At 46.7% G+C, this 18,852-nt stretch carries 16 protein-coding genes; 15 read left to right on the top strand and 1 reads right to left on the bottom strand.

Annotated features, from left to right (window positions below):
- Nucleotides 1-3: 3 nt before the first annotated feature.
- From DB398_RS03895 to trxB, 15 genes are all read left to right on the top strand, one after another.
- Entirely contained in the window at nt 4-1,776 is a 1,773-nt protein-coding gene (locus DB398_RS03895; RefSeq protein WP_108423089.1) for a discoidin domain-containing protein, read from the top strand.
- A gap of 25 nt (nt 1,777-1,801) precedes the next feature.
- Nucleotides 1,802-4,069, top strand: coding sequence for a beta-glucosidase BglX (gene bglX / locus DB398_RS03890; RefSeq protein WP_108423225.1), 2,268 nt, complete (start codon nt 1,802-1,804; stop codon nt 4,067-4,069).
- Nucleotides 4,070-4,075: 6 nt separating this feature from the next.
- Nucleotides 4,076-5,704: a sulfatase family protein gene (locus DB398_RS03885; protein WP_108423088.1), complete on the top strand. Its 1,629-nt coding sequence runs from the start codon at nt 4,076-4,078 to the stop codon at nt 5,702-5,704.
- The gene (locus DB398_RS03880; RefSeq protein ID WP_108423087.1) at nt 5,701-6,534 is read left to right on the top strand and encodes an endonuclease/exonuclease/phosphatase family protein; all 834 of its coding nucleotides are present in this window, start codon (nt 5,701-5,703) and stop codon (nt 6,532-6,534) included. The genes DB398_RS03885 and DB398_RS03880 overlap by 4 nt, the downstream gene beginning before the upstream one ends.
- A 179-nt stretch (nt 6,535-6,713) precedes the next feature.
- The gene (locus tag DB398_RS03875) at nt 6,714-7,169 is read left to right on the top strand and encodes a (2Fe-2S)-binding protein (protein ID WP_108423086.1); all 456 of its coding nucleotides are present in this window, start codon (nt 6,714-6,716) and stop codon (nt 7,167-7,169) included.
- Nucleotides 7,170-7,195: 26 nt separating this feature from the next.
- Entirely contained in the window at nt 7,196-9,397 is a 2,202-nt protein-coding gene (locus tag DB398_RS03870) for a xanthine dehydrogenase family protein molybdopterin-binding subunit (RefSeq protein WP_108423085.1), read from the top strand.
- 456 nt (nt 9,398-9,853) lie between these two features.
- Nucleotides 9,854-11,308 (top strand): arginine decarboxylase, encoded by a 1,455-nt coding sequence (locus DB398_RS03865; RefSeq protein WP_108423084.1) that lies wholly within the window; start codon nt 9,854-9,856, stop codon nt 11,306-11,308.
- Between the two features lie 19 nt (nt 11,309-11,327).
- On the top strand, nt 11,328-12,269 hold the full coding sequence (speB, locus tag DB398_RS03860; RefSeq protein ID WP_108423083.1) for an agmatinase: 942 nt from the start codon (nt 11,328-11,330) through the stop codon (nt 12,267-12,269).
- The gene (locus DB398_RS03855) at nt 12,259-13,233 is read left to right on the top strand and encodes a deoxyhypusine synthase family protein (RefSeq protein WP_108423082.1); all 975 of its coding nucleotides are present in this window, start codon (nt 12,259-12,261) and stop codon (nt 13,231-13,233) included. Before speB ends, DB398_RS03855 begins: the two co-directional genes overlap by 11 nt.
- 20 nt (nt 13,234-13,253) lie before the next feature.
- The gene (locus DB398_RS03850) at nt 13,254-13,553 is read left to right on the top strand and encodes a hypothetical protein (RefSeq protein ID WP_417935540.1); all 300 of its coding nucleotides are present in this window, start codon (nt 13,254-13,256) and stop codon (nt 13,551-13,553) included.
- 117 nt (nt 13,554-13,670) lie between these two features.
- Nucleotides 13,671-14,117: an NUDIX hydrolase gene (locus DB398_RS03845; protein WP_108423081.1), complete on the top strand. Its 447-nt coding sequence runs from the start codon at nt 13,671-13,673 to the stop codon at nt 14,115-14,117.
- Entirely contained in the window at nt 14,083-14,496 is a 414-nt protein-coding gene (locus DB398_RS03840) for a VOC family protein (RefSeq protein WP_108423080.1), read from the top strand. Before DB398_RS03845 ends, DB398_RS03840 begins: the two co-directional genes overlap by 35 nt.
- Nucleotides 14,497-14,500: 4 nt before the next feature.
- Complete coding sequence (locus DB398_RS03835) at nt 14,501-15,286, top strand: RMD1 family protein (RefSeq protein ID WP_108423079.1); 786 nt, start codon at nt 14,501-14,503, stop codon at nt 15,284-15,286.
- 9 nt (nt 15,287-15,295) lie between these two features.
- Nucleotides 15,296-16,669: a 30S ribosomal protein S6--L-glutamate ligase gene (gene rimK / locus DB398_RS03830; protein WP_199913350.1), complete on the top strand. Its 1,374-nt coding sequence runs from the start codon at nt 15,296-15,298 to the stop codon at nt 16,667-16,669.
- 508 nt (nt 16,670-17,177) lie between these two features.
- Nucleotides 17,178-18,149: a thioredoxin-disulfide reductase gene (gene trxB, locus DB398_RS03825; RefSeq protein WP_108423077.1), complete on the top strand. Its 972-nt coding sequence runs from the start codon at nt 17,178-17,180 to the stop codon at nt 18,147-18,149.
- 71 nt (nt 18,150-18,220) lie between these two features.
- Here the strand turns inward: trxB and DB398_RS03820 are convergent, their stop codons facing one another.
- The gene (locus DB398_RS03820) at nt 18,221-18,664 is read right to left on the bottom strand and encodes a hypothetical protein (protein ID WP_108423076.1); all 444 of its coding nucleotides are present in this window, start codon (nt 18,662-18,664) and stop codon (nt 18,221-18,223) included.
- Nucleotides 18,665-18,852 lie beyond the last annotated feature (188 nt).

Genomic DNA, 18,852 nt, shown 5'->3' with positions numbered 1-18,852 from the left:
CCTATGAAACTTCGTAGACCATATCGATTTGTACTGCATTTCGTGTTCATTTTGGGCTTGGTAATCCAAGGAAATGCCCAACAAAAAACCTATTGCAATCCCATCAATATCGACTATGGCTACACGCCCATACCCAATTTTGCCACTCACGGCAAGCATAGGGCCACGGCAGACCCGGTAATCGTTACATTCAAGGACAAATACTTCCTTTTCTCTACCAACCAATGGGGCTATTGGTGGAGCGACGATATGTACGACTGGAAATTCATTCCCCGAAAGTTTCTGAGGGAGAGGAACAAGGTCTATGACGAACTCTGCGCTCCGGCAGCCTTCGTGATGAAGGATGAACTGTATTTGATTGGCTCCACACACGGTCCTGCATTTTCGATGTGGAAAAGCAAGGACCCGACCACGGACAACTGGGAAATCGCTGTCGATTCGTTAAAAGCCGGCGCCTGGGACCCCGGTTTCCTCTACGAAGAGGACACCGATAAGCTATACATGTACTGGGGCTCCAGCAATGTGTTTCCGCTTTTGGGCACCGAAATCAATACCAAGACCCTGCAATCGGAAGGCTATGTAAAACCTTTGATTTCCCTTGTCCCGGAAGACCATGGATGGGAGCGTTTCGGTGAACATAATGACAATACGTTTCTGCAACCCTTTATGGAGGGGGCATGGGTGACCAAGCACAACAGCAAATATTATTTGCAATATGGGGCCCCAGGTACCGAATTCAGCGGTTATGGCGATGGGGTCTATGTGAGCGATAAGCCATTGGAAGCCTTTGCCTATCAAGACCACAATCCCTTTTCATACAAACCTGGGGGTTTTGCAAGGGGGGCAGGCCATGGTGCAACCTATCAGGATACCTATGGCAATTGGTGGCATGTGTCCACCATCATTTTGAACCAAAAGAACAGTTTTGAACGTCGAATTGGCATTTGGCCAGCAGGTTTTGACCAAGAGGATGTCATGTACTGCAATACCGCGTATGGCGATTACCCGACCTATCTTCCAAAGGAAAATGCAGATCATGTCCAAGGGCTGTTCACGGGCTGGATGGTCCTGAACTACAACAAACCCGTTCAAGCCTCTTCCACCTTGGGAGGATATCAACCCAATTTTGCCGTGGATGAGGACATGAAGACTTATTGGAGTGCCAAGACGGGAGATAAGGGCGAATGGTTCCAGACCGACCTTGGGGAAGTGTCCACCATCCATGCCATACAGATCAATTATGCCGATCAAGATGTCGAATTTCTGGGAAAATCCGAGGGAGTTTATCACCAATACAAAATCTATGGTTCCCTTGATGGGAAAAAATGGACCGTGTTGGTGGACAAGGGCAAGAACCAGACCGATGTGCCCCATGACTATATCGAATTGAAGAAAACGGCACAGGCCAGATACTTAAAGATCGAGAACATCAAAATGCCCACGGGCAAGTTTGCCCTGAGCGGTTTTCGGGTGTTCGGCAAGGGTGCAGGTGAAAAACCAGCCAAGGTTGAAGACTTCATTGTGTTGCGCTCCAGTCCCGAAAAGTTTGGGGAACGAAGGAACTCTTGGCTCCGATGGAAACAGAACGACCATGCCGATGGCTATGTCATCTATTTCGGAAAATCGGAGGACAAGCTCTACGGAAGCATCATGGTCTATGGGAAAAACGAATATTATTTCTCCGGAATGGACCGAACGGATGCCTACTATTTTCAAATAGAGGCCTTTAACAACAATGGTATCTCCGAGCGATCGGCCATTGTCAAATCAGAATAAAATACCAAAACAAAACAACCAAATCATGTTCACAAAAAAAATAGTGATAGCCCTAGTTGTGCTCTCTTTTTGGGGAGCAAATGCCCAACAACGGATTCCCGAAGTGGAGGCACTTTTGAAAAAGATGACCCTGGAGGAAAAGATAGGTCAGCTCAACCTTTTGACCCCTGGCGGGGGTGTGGCCACTGGTGAAGTGGTCAGTAAGAATGTGGAGGCCAAGATCAAGGCCGGCCAAGTGGGCGGGCTTTTTGGAGTGGCCGGACCCGATAAGGTCAGGGTAGCACAGGAACTCGCCGTAAAGGAAAGCCGATTGGGCATACCGTTGCTCATTGGTTCCGATGTGATCCATGGCTATAAGACCACGTACCCAATCCCTTTGGGATTGTCGGCCAGTTGGGATATGGAACTGGTGCAAAAAGCGGCCCAAATGGCAGCAAAGGAAGCTACGGCGGACGGCATCAACTGGAACTTTTCGCCCATGGTGGATATTGCCCGCGATCCCCGCTGGGGCAGGATAGCCGAAGGGGCAGGGGAGGACCCTTATTTGGGGTCGAGGATTGCCGAGGCCATGGTGAAGGGATATCAGGGCAATGATTTGGCCGCGGCCCACACCATGTTGGCCTGTGTAAAGCACTTTGCCCTCTATGGTGCTGCGGAAGCGGGCCGGGATTACCATTCAGTGGATATGGGCAAGGTAAAGATGTTCAATCAGTATTTACCCCCTTACAAAGCTGCTTTGGATGCAGGCGCCGCCAGTTTTATGACCTCCTTCAACGATGTGGATGGCATTCCGGCAACGGGCAACAAATGGTTGCTGACCGATTTGCTACGCGATCGATGGGGCTTCAAAGGATTTGTGGTGTCGGACTATACTTCCCTCAATGAAATGATTGCCCATGGTCTTGGCGATCTGCAAGCTGTTTCTGCCCTGGCGCTCAAGGCCGGGTTGGATATGGACATGGTGGGCGAAGGTTTTCTCACCACCTTAAAAAAATCATTGGATGAAGGAAAAGTGACCGAGGAAGAGATCACCAGTGCCTGCAGAAGGGTGTTGGAGGCCAAGTACATTTCCGGACTTTTTGAAGACCCGTACCGATATTTGGACAGCGAGCGTCCAGAAAAGGATATCCTCACCAAAGAAAACAGGGCCTTGGCCCGTGAATTGGCAGCACATTCCTTTGTGTTGCTAAAGAATGAAAACCAAGTATTGCCCCTTCAAAAAAACAAAGAGATAGCCCTGATCGGGCCATTGGCCGATAGTCGGAACAATATGTTGGGTACTTGGGCGCCCACGGGAGACGTAAACTTGGCCGTCACCATTTTGGAAGGTTTCAAAAATGTGGCCCCAAACGCCACCATCCAATATGCCAAAGGGGCCAATGTTTCAGATGACCCTGAATTTGCCAAGAATGTGAACGTATTCGGTCCCCGTATCGAAATTGACAAACGTTCCCCAGAAGTGATGATGGAAGAAGCTGTTGCCTTGGCGAAAAATTCGGACGTGGTCGTGGCCGTGGTGGGCGAGGCCACCGAAATGACAGGGGAAGCGGCCAGCCGCACCGATATTTCAATTCCGGACAGTCAAAAGAAACTCATCCGGGCATTGGTCAAAACTGGTAAACCTGTTACCTTGATCTTGATGAGCGGCCGCCCCTTGACCATCCCCGAAGAACTTGGACTGCCTGTGGCCATCCTGCAAGTTTGGCACCCCGGAGTGGAAGCGGGGAATGCCATTGCCGATGTGGTTTTTGGCGATTACAACCCCTCTGGAAAATTAACGGTGACCTGGCCACGGAATGTGGGGCAGATCCCCATTTATTACAGTGTGAAAAATACGGGAAGACCAGCTCCTGAAAGCGATGAGTTCCAGAAATTCAGGTCCAACTATCTGGATTCTCCCAATACGCCTTTGTTGCCTTTTGGCTATGGATTGAGCTACACCAAGTTTGAATACTCCAATCTCAAATTGGACAAAACCAATTTAGGTCAAGGCGAATCGATTTCAGTAACCATGACGGTGGCCAATACAGGCAATTTTGATGGGGAAGAAGTGGTACAGCTGTATGTAAAGGATATCGTTCGAAGTATAACCCCACCCAAGCGCGAATTGAAAGGTTTTCAGAAAGTGTTTTTGAAGAAAGGGGAAAAGAAGGAAATCACCATCACCTTGTCGCCCAATGATTTGAAATTTTACAACAGTCAATTGGAGTTCGTTTCCGAACCTGGAGAGTTTGAAGTGTTTGTGGGAACCAATTCGGATGCCCAACTATCACAGAAATTCACTTTAAAATAAAATATCATGCGTATTGGATGGGTATTGGCAGGTCTGTTGATGGTTTTGGCCTGTAAGCAACAGGAAAAACCAAAAGAAGAAGTGGTCAAGGGCCCGCCGAACATCATTTTCATCATGTCGGACGATCATGCCTTTCAGGCCATTAGTGCCTATGGGCATGAACTGGGAAAATTGGCACCCACGCCCAATATTGACCGGATTGCCAAGAACGGGGCCATCTTTCAGAACAATTTCTGCACCAATTCGATATGCGGTCCGAGTAGGGCGGTAATCCTGACGGGCAAGCACAGCCACATCAACGGTTTTCGCATGAATGGGGAACAGTTTGACAGCAGTCAGCCCACATTGCCCAAACACCTCAAAAAGATGGGCTACGAAACGGCCATCGTGGGCAAATGGCACCTGCACGGCGAGCCCACTGGGTTTGATTATTGGGACATCCTGAACGATCAGGGAAATTATTACAATCCAGAGTTTATCCAAGGTAAGGATACCACGGTGGTGGAAGGATATGCCACGGACCTAATCACGGAAAAAAGTCTGGAATGGTTGAAGCAAAGGGACAGTGCCCAGCAACCGTTCTATTTGATGGTGCACCACAAGGCCCCACACCGGAATTGGATGCCTGCCCTACGCCACTTGAACGTCTACGATTCCATTACCTTTCCCTTGCCGGACACCTATTTTCCCGAGTTTGTGGATCAAAAGGCAGGTGCCGAACAGCAACAGACCATTTACAAGGACATGTATGAGGGCCACGACCTGAAATTGAGCAAAGTAAAGGGCAGTACCGAACTGGCCCATAATCCTTGGACTACGGATTTTGACCGTATGACCCCGGAACAGCGCAAAATATGGGACGAGGCGTATTTGCCCAAGAACAATGCCTTTTGGGAAGCCAATTTGCATGGAAAAGAACTAGCGGAATGGAAAGGCCAACGCTATCTACACGAATATTTGGCCACTGTGAAGGCTGTGGACGAAGGCGTGGGGAAGATTTTGGACTATTTGGAAGAAACAGGTCTGGACAAGAACACCTTGGTGGTCTATACCTCCGACCAAGGATTTTATTTGGGGGAACACGGGTGGTTCGATAAGCGTTTTATGTACGAGGAATCCATGAAGATGCCGCTGTTGATGCAGCTGCCGGGTGTCATCAAACCGGGCACGGATATCGATGCCATGGTACAGAACCTGGATTTTGCACCGACCTTCTTGGATTTGGCAGGAGGCACAGAATATGCTTCCGAAATGCAGGGAAGGTCGTTCCGGGAAGTCTTGGAAGGAACAACAAATGAATTCAATGATGCCGTATATTACCACTATTACGATTTTCCGGCCTTCCACATGGTAAAACGGCAATATGGGGTGCGGACACAAAGATATAAGCTCATCCATTTTTATGATGACATTGACGAATGGGAATTCTATGACCTTGAAAAAGATCCCAAAGAACAGCACAATGCCATCAATGATGAAGAATATAAAGATATAGTAACAGTAATGCACAAAAAATTGGATAGCTTGCAGGACTATTACAGCGTAACCGAAAAGGAATTTGAAACCACACCCAAGGAAAAGGTGGACAAAACCTATGAGGCTTTTAAAAAGTTGCGCGGAACCCCGATCCAATGAAAAATATCTTTTGTATTCTTTTTGCGATGGGCATACTGTTAAGTGCCCACAGTCAGACAATTGACGTGATTTCCTACAACATTCGCTATGACAATCCCAATGATGCACCCAACAATTGGGACAATCGGAAGGATTTTCTTATCGGACAATTGAATTTCTATGCCCCAGATGTATTTGGTACGCAAGAAGGTCTTGTCCATCAGTTGAAGGACATCGATACGGGGCTGGAGGACTATACCTATTTTGGGATTGGCCGCGACCAAGGGGACGATAAGGGAGAGTTCACCGCCATTTTTTACAATACCAAAAAGGTGAACTTGTTGGCGCAATCCACATTTTGGCTGTCCGAAACCCCGCAGACCCCATCCAAAGGATGGGACGCTGCTTTGCCGCGCATCTGTACCTATGGCCTTTTTGAACACATTGGGGATGGCCAAAAATTCATGGTCTTCAATACGCATTTTGACCATGTGGGAGAGAAGGCGAGGGAGGAAAGCTCTAAACTCATCCTCAAAAAGATCAAGGAACTGAACCCGGACGGATGGCCTGTGGTCCTCACCGGGGATTTCAATCTGGGCGGTGAAAGTATTGGGGTCCAGGTGATTTTGGGTGAAATGAAGGATACCCACATCGCTGCCGGCAAGAATGCCTTTGGACCTACTGGTACGTTCAATGGGTTTGATTTTGCCAAACCAGTGGATCGTAGAATAGACTATATTTTTGTTTCCGATGCCTTTCAAGTACTCAAAAGTGCCATTTTGAGCGACTCCAAAGACCTGAGATACCCATCCGACCATCTTCCCGTCTTTGCCCGTTTGAAGTTTAAATAGGGCTGTAAGGGGGCATTCAAGCCATTCAAACTAAAGATTATGAGGTCAAGCCTCTTATTTGTATTGGTTTTAAGTAAGCTTCAAAAACGTAAAATCAGTGTTAATTTTTTAGGGTTGAGAGGGGAAAGTGCTCCATCTTTAGAAGGAAATCTTTACCTTCAAGAGGAATTTTTTACATCATGGCGACATATACACTAAACATCAACGGAAAAAAACAAGAGGTGGACGTAGATCCATCCACGCCGATCCTATGGGTTTTGCGCGATCATTTGAGCTTGGTCGGCACCAAATATGGATGTGGCATAGCCCAATGTGGTGCCTGTACCATACATTTGGATGGCAAGGCGACCCGATCATGCATTCTTCCCGTATCATCTATAGGAGAGCAAAAAATCACGACCATTGAAGGACTGTCCGAAAATGGCGACCATCCCGTACAAAAAGCATGGTTGGAGGTGGACGTGCCCCAATGTGGGTATTGCCAGGCCGGCCAGATCATGACGGCATCCGCGCTTTTGGAGAGCAACCCAAATCCATCGGATGAAGAAATCGAAAGTGCCATGAACGGAAACATCTGTCGTTGTGGTACATACCTCAGAATACGCAAAGCCGTGAAAACTGCAGCAAAATCGTAATCCACCACATCTAAAAAAAGACCATCATGACACTCGTAAGGACAAAAATTGGCCGAAGGGCTTTTATCAGAAATACAGGTTTGGCCGGTGGAGGGCTGGTTCTGGGCTTCAACTGGTTGGCATCTTGCAAGATGACCCCTGAACAGGTCAAAAGTTTGCCCAAGGAGTGGTTTGAACTGAATGGTTTCCTCAAAGTGGCGGACAATGGTTTGGTGACCATCATGTCGCCCAACCCAGAGATAGGCCAGAACGTAAAAACTGCAATGCCCATGATCATTGCAGAGGAACTGGATGTGGCCTGGAAAGATGTGATCGTGGAACAAGCTCCCTTGAACACCACCATTTTTTCAAGACAATTGGCAGGAGGTAGCCAATCCATTCGGCAAGGGTGGGAAAGCCTCCGTATGGCCGGGGCCACCGCTAGGCATATGTTGAAGGAGGCCGCAGCCCAAGCTTGGCAGGTTCCTTTCAGCGAAATCACTACAAAAGAAGGACAATTGATGCACGAGGCCAGTGGTAAATCGGCTGGTTTCGGAGAAATGGCCTCAGCGGCCACAGCAATTGAGGTTCCAGAAGAAGTTGAACTGAAGGAAACCAATAGTTTTTCGATTATTGGCACGGACACCAAAAATGTGGACGGTCAAAAAATCGTTACCGGAAAACCGTTGTTTGGTCTGGACGTGCAGCGTGAAGGAATGTTGACCGCCATGATCGTACATCCTCCCGCTTTTGGGATGAAATATAAAGGAATGAATGCCGAATCGGTGAAATCGATGCCGGGCATCAAAGATGTGTTCCATTTTGAGGTGTATCAGGAAGATACCCAAAAACAGTGGTCCGATGAAGGAGGAATACCCGAACTGGTGGCCATTGTGGGCAACAGCACATGGGAATGCATGCAGGCCAAGAAAGCCTTGGAAGTGGAGTGGGAAGAAGGTTCCAAACTGGAGAGTACCGCCTACCACGAAGAAGCCTTGTCCGCATTGTTGGCAAAAGCTCCAGAGCAGCCAGCACGTAAGGATGGCGATGTGGAAGCGGCCTTCAAAAAGGCGGCAAAAATTGTGGAGAGCACCTATTCTGCCCCATATTTGGCACACAACACCATGGAGCCGATGAATTTCTTCGCCCATGTCACTCCTGAAAAAGCAGAATTGTTGGGGCCCATACAGACCCCTGAGTTTTTGGAACAGACCTTGGTGTCCAGACTGGGAATGCCCGTTGAAAAAATAGATGTGATGATGACTCGTATGGGTGGTGGTTTTGGCCGACGCCTATATGGTACTTTTGCCGTGGAAGCGGCCGTCATCTCCCAAAAAATGAATGCGCCCGTCAAGTTGGTCTACACCCGCGAAGATGATATGACGCAAGGGACTTACCGACCAGCATACAAAGTGAAATACAAAGCTGGGCTGGATGAAAATGGCAACCTTATTGCGTGGCACGTAAGGGGTGCGGGAACCAATGATGACCTTATCTTTGAAAACCGTTTTCCTGCAGGTGCCGTGGACAACTATCTGGCGGAAAAGCACAGCTTACAGACCAATGTGACCACCGGAGCATGGCGTGCACCCCGTTCCAACTTCATTGCAGGAGCGGAACAGGCCTTTATGGACGAGGTGGCCGAAGCCTCAGGAAAAGACCCTATTGAGTTCAGATTGGAACTTTTTGAAAGGGCAATCAACAATCCTGTGGGGGAACCAGAGAAAAACGATTACAATCCCGAGCGTTATGCCGGCGTGCTCAAATTGGTAAAGGAAAAATCCAACTGGGGTACCGATACCGGAAAATCGCGAGGAGTTTCGGCATACTATTGTCATAATTCCTATGTGGCCCAAGTTTTGGACCTGGAAGAGGGTGATGGAATGCCGAAAGTGGACAAAGTATGGTGTGCCGTGGATTGTGGCATCGTTATAAACCCATTGAGTGCCAAAAATCAGGTCGAAGGAGGCATCGTTGATGGTATAGGCCATGCGACCTATAGTGCCATGACGTTCAAGGATGGGAAACCCGAGCAATCCAACTTTGATAGGTACAGATTGATACGGAACATGGAAGCACCCAAGGAAATTGAGACGTTCTTTGTGGACAATGGTATCGACCCAACAGGTTTGGGCGAACCTTCATTGCCACCCATTGTGGGGGCCCTGTCCAACGCCTTGTACAAAGCCACGGGCAGACGCCACTACAGTCAACCTTTCATTAACGAGAGACCACCCTTGGTGGGGTAACATATTATTTGGAATGCCAATAGAGGTATTCAGGTTCTTAATTTATTGCCTTTGGAACAAATAGCAGCAGGGTGATGGAGTTTTTTAAAATTTAAAACCTTGTATTTCAATGTTTTGAGTTGAATTATTTTTTTTTGCAAAAAAAGTAGATGTATTTGTTTTTTGTTTATGTTTGATCCCTGAATGCGTCCAGAATAATAGGACACATCACCTAATTGCGTTGAAAACTTTTTTCATGTTCGGGCTTTTGGGAATAAGGAAGTCAACCCAAAAAGCCGTCTTGAGATCAAGACACCGGATTTTAGGAATGACTTCTGAAAAACACTCCATAATCCGTGATTTTTCACGGACACCTTTCTTCGTTGCATACACCGTATTCGAGTTTCGTATCTGAGAACTTGCTGTTCATTTGACCACAAAAAATAGCTATCAGTTTTTTATCAATACGAAATTTAAATGAAAACAAAATATATCGATCTCATCGATCAGACTTACGATTTTCCACAAGAGGAGTTCAAACTTCAGGACAACAAACTACAGTTCCATGGTATAGACCTGTACGATTTGATAGAACGCTACGGCACTCCCCTGAAGTTTACCTATCTGCCCAAGATATCGGACAACATCCAACGCGCGAAGACATGGTTCGGTGAGGCCATGAAGAAACATAATTATTCAGGTTCGTACCACTATTGCTACTGTACCAAGAGTTCCCATTTTGAGCACGTGCTGAACGAGGCCTTGAAGAATGACATCCATATTGAGACCTCATCGGCCTTTGATATTGACATCGTGGAGCACTTGAAGAAAACGGGCAAGCTCACCAAGGATACCTATGTGATCTGTAATGGTTTCAAAAGGGACCAATACATCCAAAACATAGCCCGATTGATCAACAATGGGCACAAGAACTGCATCCCGATCATAGACAATTATGAAGAGATTGAGCTATTGAGCGACGCCATTGAGGACAAGTTCAAGGTCGGTATCCGTATTGCTTCCGAGGAAGAGCCGAAATTTGAGTTCTATACCTCCAGATTGGGCATTGGCTATAAAAACATAGTTCCGTTCTACAACCAATCCATCAAGGAAAACCCGAAGGTAGAGCTGAAGATGCTCCACTTTTTCATTAATACGGGCATAAGGGATACGGCCTATTACTGGAACGAACTTTTGAAATGTATGAAGGTGTACATCAGCCTCAAAAAAGTATGTCCAACCTTGGACAGTCTCAATATCGGTGGCGGCTTTCCCATAAAGAACTCCTTGGCGTTCGAATATGATTATGAGTATATGGTGGATGAGATCATCCATCAGATCAAACAGGCATGCGATGAGGCCGGGGTGGAAGTGCCCAACATCTTCACCGAATTTGGAAGCTTTACGGTAGGGGAAAGTGGTGGCACCATCTATGAAGTCCTTTATCAAAAACAGCAAAACGATAGGGAAAAGTGGAACATGATCAATTCGTCGTTCATCACCACCATGCCCGATTCGTGGGCCATCAGCAAAAGGTTCATTACCCTCTCCATCAACAGGTGGAATGAAGAGTATGAAAGAGTGCTGTTGGGAGGACTAACCTGCGATAGTGATGATTATTACAACTCGGAGCAGCACATGAACGCCATTTATCTTCCAAAATACAGAAAGGACAGGCCGCTCTATATCGGATTCTTCAACACAGGGGCCTACCAAGAGACCATTGGTGGGTTTGGCGGACTACAGCACTGCCTTATCCCGCATCCCAAACACATCCTCATCAACAAGGACAAGGAAGGGAATATGAAGACCTCTGTCTTTGCGGAGCAGCAGACTGCCGGGGAATTCCTTTCCATTTTGGGCTATGGGGCCAAAAAAACATCGGATACCCTTGTGGGTTCACAGAAGTTGCCCGAGCCCAGCAAAAACTGATCATGAACCATAATCCCAAATGAAAACGAATAGAATATATGCCGGTATTCCAAAGGAATACGCATCTCCAGAAAAAGCCAAAGTAGTATTGTTGCCCGTTCCCTATGATGCGACCAGTACTTGGGGAAAGGGAGCTGACAAGGGCCCTGAGGCCTTTTTGGAAGCATCGGAGAACATGGAGTGGTATGACATTGAAACGGATACCGAGGCCTATAGACATGGCATTTATCTGGCCAATCCGATTGATGCACTGGGTTCCCCCGAACAGATGGTGGATGCCGTCCATAAAACCGTAAAGGAATACATCAAAAGGAACAAGCTGGTCACTATGATCGGTGGGGAGCATTCCATTTCCATTGGGGCCATTAGGGCGTTCAATGAATGCTTTGAAGACCTTACCGTGCTGCACTTGGATGCCCATGCCGATCTGAGAAAGGAATACAACGGTTCCCCCTACAACCATGCCTGTGCTATGCGCGAAGCCAACGAGATCACCAATTTGGTGCAGGTGGGCATCCGAAGCATGGACCATTCGGAAACTTTGGTCATGGATAGGGACAAAGTGTTCTTTGCACATGAAATGGTCACCGATGATTTTTGGATGGATACCGCTCTGGATCTGATGACAGATAACGTTTACATCAGTTTTGACCTGGACGCTTTTGATCCATCCATATTGCCATCGACCGGGACACCGGAGCCGGGAGGGCTTTTCTGGTACGAAACCTTGGATTTTCTAAAAAGGGTCTTTGAGGAAAAGAACGTAGTGGGCTTTGATATTGTGGAACTGTGCCCCAATGCACAGGAAAGATCTTCCGATTTTTTGGCCGCAAAGCTGTATTACAAGATGGTGAGCTATAAATTTTTAAAAAAGAATGATTACTTAGAGGACGGATTTGACGAAAACAATGATAACTTTAAGAAATCCGTAAACCCAATTGACGATTACGATGAACAATAAAGGAGAAATATCACAATTCATTCAAAAATATTTTTTGCACTTCAATTCCGCTGCTTTGGTGGATGCCGCCAAAGGCTATGAAGACCAATTGAACCAAGGTTCCAAGATGTTGGTGTCCCTTGCAGGAGCCATGAGTACGGCGGAACTGGGCAAGATTTTTGCCGAGATCATACGCACCGATAAAGTACACATCGTTTCGTGTACCGGGGCTAACTTGGAAGAAGACCTTATGAACTTGGTGGCGCATTCCCATTACCGAAGGGTGCCCAACTATAGGGACCTCACCCCGCAGGAAGAGTGGGATTTGTTGGAAAAGGGACTCAACCGTGTTACCGACACCTGTATTCCCGAAGAGGAGGCCTTTAGGCGCCTGCAACAGCACATTTACAAGATATGGAAAGATGCCGATGACAAAGGGGAGCGCTATTTTCCCCATGAATTTATGTACAAGCTCTTGCTTTCAGGGGTTTTGGAGCAATACTACGAAATAGACATCAAGGATTCCTGGATGTATGCCGCTGCCGAGAAAAACCTGCCCATAGTGGTTCCGGGTTGGGAGGACAGCACTATGGGGAACATCTTTGCCAGTTATGTGATCAAGGGCGAGCTGAAGGCGAGCACTATGAAATCAGGGATCGAGTACATGACCTTTTTGGCCGATTGGTACCAGAAAAATTCTGAAAAAGGTATCGGTTTCTTCCAAATTGGCGGAGGCATTGCGGGGGATTTCCCCATTTGCGTGGTGCCCATGCTTTATCAGGATTTGGAGCAGACAGAGACTCCATTCTGGAGCTATTTCTGTCAGATCAGTGATTCCACCACAAGTTACGGGTCCTACTCCGGAGCCGTACCCAATGAGAAGATCACTTGGGGTAAATTGGACATAGACACCCCCAAATTCATTGTGGAATCGGATGCGACCATTGTGGCGCCCCTGATTTTTGCCTACCTCCTAGACATGTGATGATGAAGAACAAGCAAACAATGACGTTGAAGCGTGTTATAGTGGATTATAAAAAGCTCGACAACCATATCCTGAACCTACTCGTGGAGAAATTTCCGGATGGGTATGATGACGATGATATTGTCACCTACCGGAATGCCAGCAATGAAGTGGTGGAATGCATTGAGGTGCGCACCGAGGACACCGCTTATCTCGTGAAAGTGAGCAAGCGCTTGGTGATGGCCATGGAAGTCCACGAGGACGTTGACACCGATGCTGATTCCGACGAGGAAAGCTCTCTGGACACCGAAGGTCTGGAGGGTGGCGAGGAGGATGAGTAGCCCCATTTTTTAAAGACTGCAGCACATATGGAGGAAAAAATATAGGCTTGGAAGCATTGAAACCAGACTATATATGCGTAATTTCCATTTACATTCCTTAAGTAAAAGAGGAGCCTTATGAAAAAAACAGTCAAATCCCGATTGATTGCCATACACAAGGACAAGGTCCTGGTGTTGAGAAAAGTGGGAGGTCCGTTAAGGTACACTCTGCCAGGTGGCGTGAAGAAAAAGAAGGAGACGGAGAGTGAGACCCTCATTCGTGAAGTGGGTGAGGAAATCAAGTTGAAACTGGCCAAAGAACAGCTCAGTTTCTATCTTTCCCACATCAAGAAAGGGAAGATGGAAAATATGGTGAAGAACTATTTTTTGGTCCAGATGAAGTCAAAGGCCATAAAAGTAAAAGAGAAATACAAGTTTGAAGAAGCCCTTTGGCTGGAATGGAAAGAAGCCCTGCCCTTTATGGACAAAATGGACCGTATGGCCGTTAGGTCCTATTTTAAAAGTATAGGAAGAAAAACAAGCAAAACAAATGGATACAAAGTTCCACCTCGCCTTGCCATGTAAGGACATAGAAGAAACCCGAGCCTTTTATCAGGATGTGGTCAAAGCCAATTTGGGCAGACATACCGAAAAATGGTTGGATGTTGACCTCTTTGGCAACCAGTTGACCTTTACCCAGTCGGGGAACTTCAACTTTGATTTCAAGAACTACCGCCTGGAGGATTATATTCTGCCCTCCTTTCATTTTGGGGTGATCGTTCCTGTGGATGTCTGGGGAGAACTGTATTCAAGACTGTTTCAATTAGATCTGGAAGTGACCACAGAGGCCACGTTCATGCAGGACAAGGTCGGTGAGCACCTGTCCTTTTTCATACAAGATCCCAATGGCTACATGGTAGAGTTCAAAAGCTTTAGGGATCCCGAGGAGATCTTTGCAACCTGAGAATATGGATTCAAAAGCCATAGCCCTGCATCTTGCGGGGAACATAGACATTTCTGCATGTAGACAGGCCATAGGAAGGCAACTCATCTTTGGTGATAGGGACGAACTTTTCTATGCCGACGAACTCCAATATCTTTATGTGTTCAGGTATGGGATTGTCTCCTTTTACGGTTTTGACGATGCTTCCATGAACGAAGTCTTGGAGGAACTGAAACCTTTTTGTGAAGGCTGGAACCGCTCTGAGCTCACGGATGAAATGGAGATAGAACTTGTCTCCGATGAAGAGCCTGCAAAAGTCACCAACAATAAGATAGAACTGCAAAAATCCAGCGTGGAAGGAATGCGTTTGGCCCTATTGCACCTATCGCAGTCGGTGGCATTGGACCATTTTGAAAAGCTTTCGGACCAAATCATGAAAGAGACCCGGGAGCATACCAACTATTTGGAACACCACGGTCATTTGGATCTTGGGGGCAAAAAACTCAAAAGATACATTGCAAGGGTCTTGAACATCAACAACCAGATTTCTGAAAACCTCTATATTTTTGATTCCCCCGAAGTGGTTTGGGAAGATGAGGCCCTTGATCGATTGGACAGGAACCTGAAACAGATCTTTGACCTGAAGGAACGCTATAGGACCATCAAGGAACAGGGCTACATCATCAAGGAGAATCTGAGTCTTTTCAAGGACATTATGGACCACAGGGAGAGCAGTAGACTGGAATGGATCATTATTTTGCTGATTTTGGTCGAAGTGTTGGACCTTTTCATCATGCGTATAATCAATTAAAAGCATTTTATTTTGGACAATCTGGAAATATTGGGCAGCGAGGAATGGTGCCGTTTTGAAGAACTAGGAATACCGGCCATCAAGGCCAGGGTGGATTCCGGTGCAAAGACATCGTCCATACAGGCCAGTAAGATCAAGGTCTTTACTAAAGGACTGGAAGACTGGGTGAGGTTCGAGGTGAGCCCATTGCAGGACAACAGGAGCATTTCCATATTGTGCCAGTCCAAACTGGTGGATATGCGTAGTGTGAAAAGTTCGCAAGGCATATCCGAAGAACGGCCAGTGATCAAGACCCCCGTGAACATTGGGGGCAAGATCTTCGATATAGAACTTACCTTGGCCAACAGGGACACCATGGAATATCGGATGCTGTTGGGGCGAGAGGCCATCAACGATAGGTATTTGGTAGATCCCTCCAAAAGCTTCTGTCTGGGCAATATATCCCCAGAGGACATGGCCGTCAAGTACCGTCCCTATAAATCCGACAAATCTGGATTGACATTGGGTCTTTTGGCCAGTAATCCCGAACTGTACAGCAACAAACGGATCATTGAGGCCGGTGAGATGAGAGGTCACAAGGTGGTCTTTTTGAATGTGGAGAACGTTTACATGAAACTGGATGCCGGTTCGCCGGAGATCAGGTATCGGGGCGGGAACATTTTGGACAAGTTCGATGCCGTGATCCCAAGGATCAAACCATCGGTCACCTTTTATGGCTGCGCGCTATTGCGGCAGTTCGATACCCTAGGGGTGTATTGTTTGAACACGGCAGATGCAATCAGCAAATCCAGGGACAAACTCTTTGCCTCACAACTCTTTTCCAAGAACGATATCCATATCCCCATAACGGGGTTTGCCAAATCCCCGATGGACACCAAGGATCTGATCCGAATGGTGAACGGGGCGCCTTTGATCATCAAACTATTGGAAAGCACACAAGGGAAGGGCGTGGTACTGGCCGAGACCAACAAGGCCGCCGAGAGTGTTATCAATGCCTTTAAGAGCGTGCAGACGAACATATTGGTGCAGGAGTTTATCAAAGAGGCCAACGGACAGGATATCCGTTGTTTTGTGGTGAATGGCAAAGTAGTGGCGTCCATGCAGCGCCAGGCCCAAAAAGGGGAATTCCGGGCCAACATTCACCAAGGTGGGGCCGCATCGTTGATCAAGATCACATCGGAGGAACGAAAACTGGCCATTAAATCGGCCAAAGTCCTTAATCTGGATGTGGCTGGGGTAGATATCATCCGTTCCAATAGGGGGCCTTTGCTTCTGGAAGTAAATTCTTCACCCGGATTGGAAGGTATCGAAAATACCACGGGAATGGACATTGCGAATGTGATGATCGAGACCATCGAGCGGAAACTGAAATACAATTCCTGATTTTATCGATTTCACAACAATAGATTCATTATCAAACAGTTGGATATTTAGTCCGTACTTTCCTACGAGTGCGGATTTTTTTCTGAATATAAATTGAAAACGGCAATCCGTTAAGTCAAAAGCCCCATCCGTTAATTGGGACCCTCAAAATATAAAATCCAGTAGTATGTTTGTCTCGAAATCAAAAGAAAGCCACCTAATAGGATGGGGTGATAGTAGGGTACTCTAGTGTTCTTTTGCCCAATATCTTATCAAAAGGAGGTTTACGTTGCGCCAGGGGGTTTTTGAGGTTGAGCCCCCTCGGCTGTAACGGTTTCAAAGTCAAAAAATATGTTCCCGTAAATTTGACCTACTTTTATTTGGAAAGGAGCCATGAAAATGGCTCCTTTTTCTTTTAGTCTACTCCAATTGTTCACATCTTTTAAGAAAACGTGGAAATCCCAAAGTGTAAGTTTTTATGCAAAAAACCTACTTTTGTAAGTGAACCAATCAGAGGAAGATTTTTGATATGTCAGAACAGATGGAAAGAATAAAAACATTGATTATTGGCTCGGGACCGGCCGGGTACACGGCTGCTATTTATGCAGCTAGGGCAGATTTGAAACCTGTAATGTACACAGGTATGGAGCCAGGTGGGCAATTGACCACCACTACCGAAGTGGACAATTTTCCAGGATACCCCGAAGGGATAGACGGACCCACCATGATGATGCAGCTAAAACAGCAGGCCGAGCGATTTGGTACGGATGTAAGGATAGGTATGGTGACTGCTGTGGATTTCAGTGATGAGATCGGGGGCATCCATAAGATGACCGTGGACGAATCCAAGGTGATAGAGGCAGAGACCGTGATCATATCAACAGGGGCTTCGGCCAAATACCTGAACATTCCCAGCGAACAACGATTAAGGGGAGGTGGAGTTTCCGCCTGTGCCGTTTGTGACGGGTTTTTCTACAAAGGTCAGGAAGTAGCCATAGTAGGAGCAGGGGATACCGCTGCCGAAGAGGCTTCCTATTTGGCCAATATCTGTAAAAAAGTGACCATGCTGGTGCGGAAGGACCACATGAGGGCTTCCAAGGCCATGCAGCACAGGGTCAACAGCATAGACAACATCGAGATCCGATACAACACCGAAGTAGATGAAGTGCTTGGGGACCAAGTGGTGGAAGGTATCCGAATGGTGAACAACGAGACCGGTGAAAAAGAGGATATTGCCGTGACCGGATTGTTCATTGCCATTGGCCACAAACCCAATACGGACATTTTCAAGGGGCAGTTGGACATGGACGAAACAGGATATATCATCACCCAGGCCAAATCCACAAAGACCAACAAGCCTGGAGTATTTGCCAGTGGCGATGCGCAGGACAAAATATACAGACAGGCAGTTACCGCTGCTGGAACGGGTTGTATGGCTGCCTTGGATGCCGAACGCTATTTGGCCGCTGTGGAGAGCAAGGAAATATTGGCCTCTTCTTAAACAGGGAATTACACAATACCCATTATAAAAAAGGCGCTGTTAACAGCGCCTTTTTCTTTTTTGGATATTTTTTAGTCAATTCTTTTGTAGTTTTCAGAAAAGGTCCTGTTGCCATCATTGTCCACGGTAATCTGGCTAAAGGAATCCGCTGTGAGCACCAGTTCAAAAGTGAAGTTGCGCATGGTGTCCAAGGCTTTCATCATTTCATCGTCCCCATATTCAATAACTTCTATCAGGGAAGAATCCGTTGTCCTGTACGAGCCATAGCCAAACCTGCCATTGGGGTCATCGGGCACATATCTGGTCCACATGATCTTTTCCTTGGAATACATTTTGACCTGTCGATATCCATCAGATTTTTCAATAGTATCCGTGATGTTCTCACCGTCATAACTATAAAAACTCTGTAATTCCCACGTACCCTCGATGGAGGGACGATTTTGTTCCATTCCCTTAAAGCTCCCGGCCATTAAGAAAACGACAAAGCACGCAATGATAAAAACTGATTTTTTCATAGAGATTGACGTTAAGGAGGTTAAAGAATATCTAAAAGATAGTGATAATTATTGTCAAAATATAAATATGATGCTTAAAATTTTAACATATTTTTAAATCAATGTTTCAGAGAGAACAAGAGATGGAGTCTTGTGGAGAATATGGTAAAATGTCTTTTTCAAAAGATTTGCAGATGATCTAACAATAA

Source organism: Flagellimonas amoyensis (assembly GCF_003058265.1).
Lineage (GTDB): Bacteria > Bacteroidota > Bacteroidia > Flavobacteriales > Flavobacteriaceae > Flagellimonas > Flagellimonas amoyensis.
The sequence above is the reverse complement of the archived record's forward strand: the minus strand, read 5'-3'. Positions and strand labels throughout refer to the sequence as shown.

Bases quoted from the DNA above. Each gene is read 5' to 3' on its own strand.
- DB398_RS03895 (WP_108423089.1), top strand. From the start codon at position 4: ATGAAACTTCGTAGACCATATCGATTTGTACTGCATTTCGTGTTCATT.
- bglX (WP_108423225.1), top strand. From the start codon at position 1,802: ATGTTCACAAAAAAAATAGTGATAGCCCTAGTTGTGCTCTCTTTTTGG.
- DB398_RS03885 (WP_108423088.1), top strand. From the start codon at position 4,076: ATGCGTATTGGATGGGTATTGGCAGGTCTGTTGATGGTTTTGGCCTGT.
- DB398_RS03880 (WP_108423087.1), top strand. From the start codon at position 5,701: ATGAAAAATATCTTTTGTATTCTTTTTGCGATGGGCATACTGTTAAGT.
- DB398_RS03875 (WP_108423086.1), top strand. From the start codon at position 6,714: ATGGCGACATATACACTAAACATCAACGGAAAAAAACAAGAGGTGGAC.
- DB398_RS03870 (WP_108423085.1), top strand. From the start codon at position 7,196: ATGACACTCGTAAGGACAAAAATTGGCCGAAGGGCTTTTATCAGAAAT.
- DB398_RS03865 (WP_108423084.1), top strand. From the start codon at position 9,854: ATGAAAACAAAATATATCGATCTCATCGATCAGACTTACGATTTTCCA.
- speB (WP_108423083.1), top strand. From the start codon at position 11,328: ATGAAAACGAATAGAATATATGCCGGTATTCCAAAGGAATACGCATCT.
- DB398_RS03855 (WP_108423082.1), top strand. From the start codon at position 12,259: ATGAACAATAAAGGAGAAATATCACAATTCATTCAAAAATATTTTTTG.
- DB398_RS03850 (WP_417935540.1), top strand. From the start codon at position 13,254: ATGACGTTGAAGCGTGTTATAGTGGATTATAAAAAGCTCGACAACCAT.
- DB398_RS03845 (WP_108423081.1), top strand. From the start codon at position 13,671: ATGAAAAAAACAGTCAAATCCCGATTGATTGCCATACACAAGGACAAG.
- DB398_RS03840 (WP_108423080.1), top strand. From the start codon at position 14,083: ATGGATACAAAGTTCCACCTCGCCTTGCCATGTAAGGACATAGAAGAA.
- DB398_RS03835 (WP_108423079.1), top strand. From the start codon at position 14,501: ATGGATTCAAAAGCCATAGCCCTGCATCTTGCGGGGAACATAGACATT.
- trxB (WP_108423077.1), top strand. From the start codon at position 17,178: ATGTCAGAACAGATGGAAAGAATAAAAACATTGATTATTGGCTCGGGA.
- DB398_RS03820 (WP_108423076.1), bottom strand. From the start codon at position 18,664: ATGAAAAAATCAGTTTTTATCATTGCGTGCTTTGTCGTTTTCTTAATG.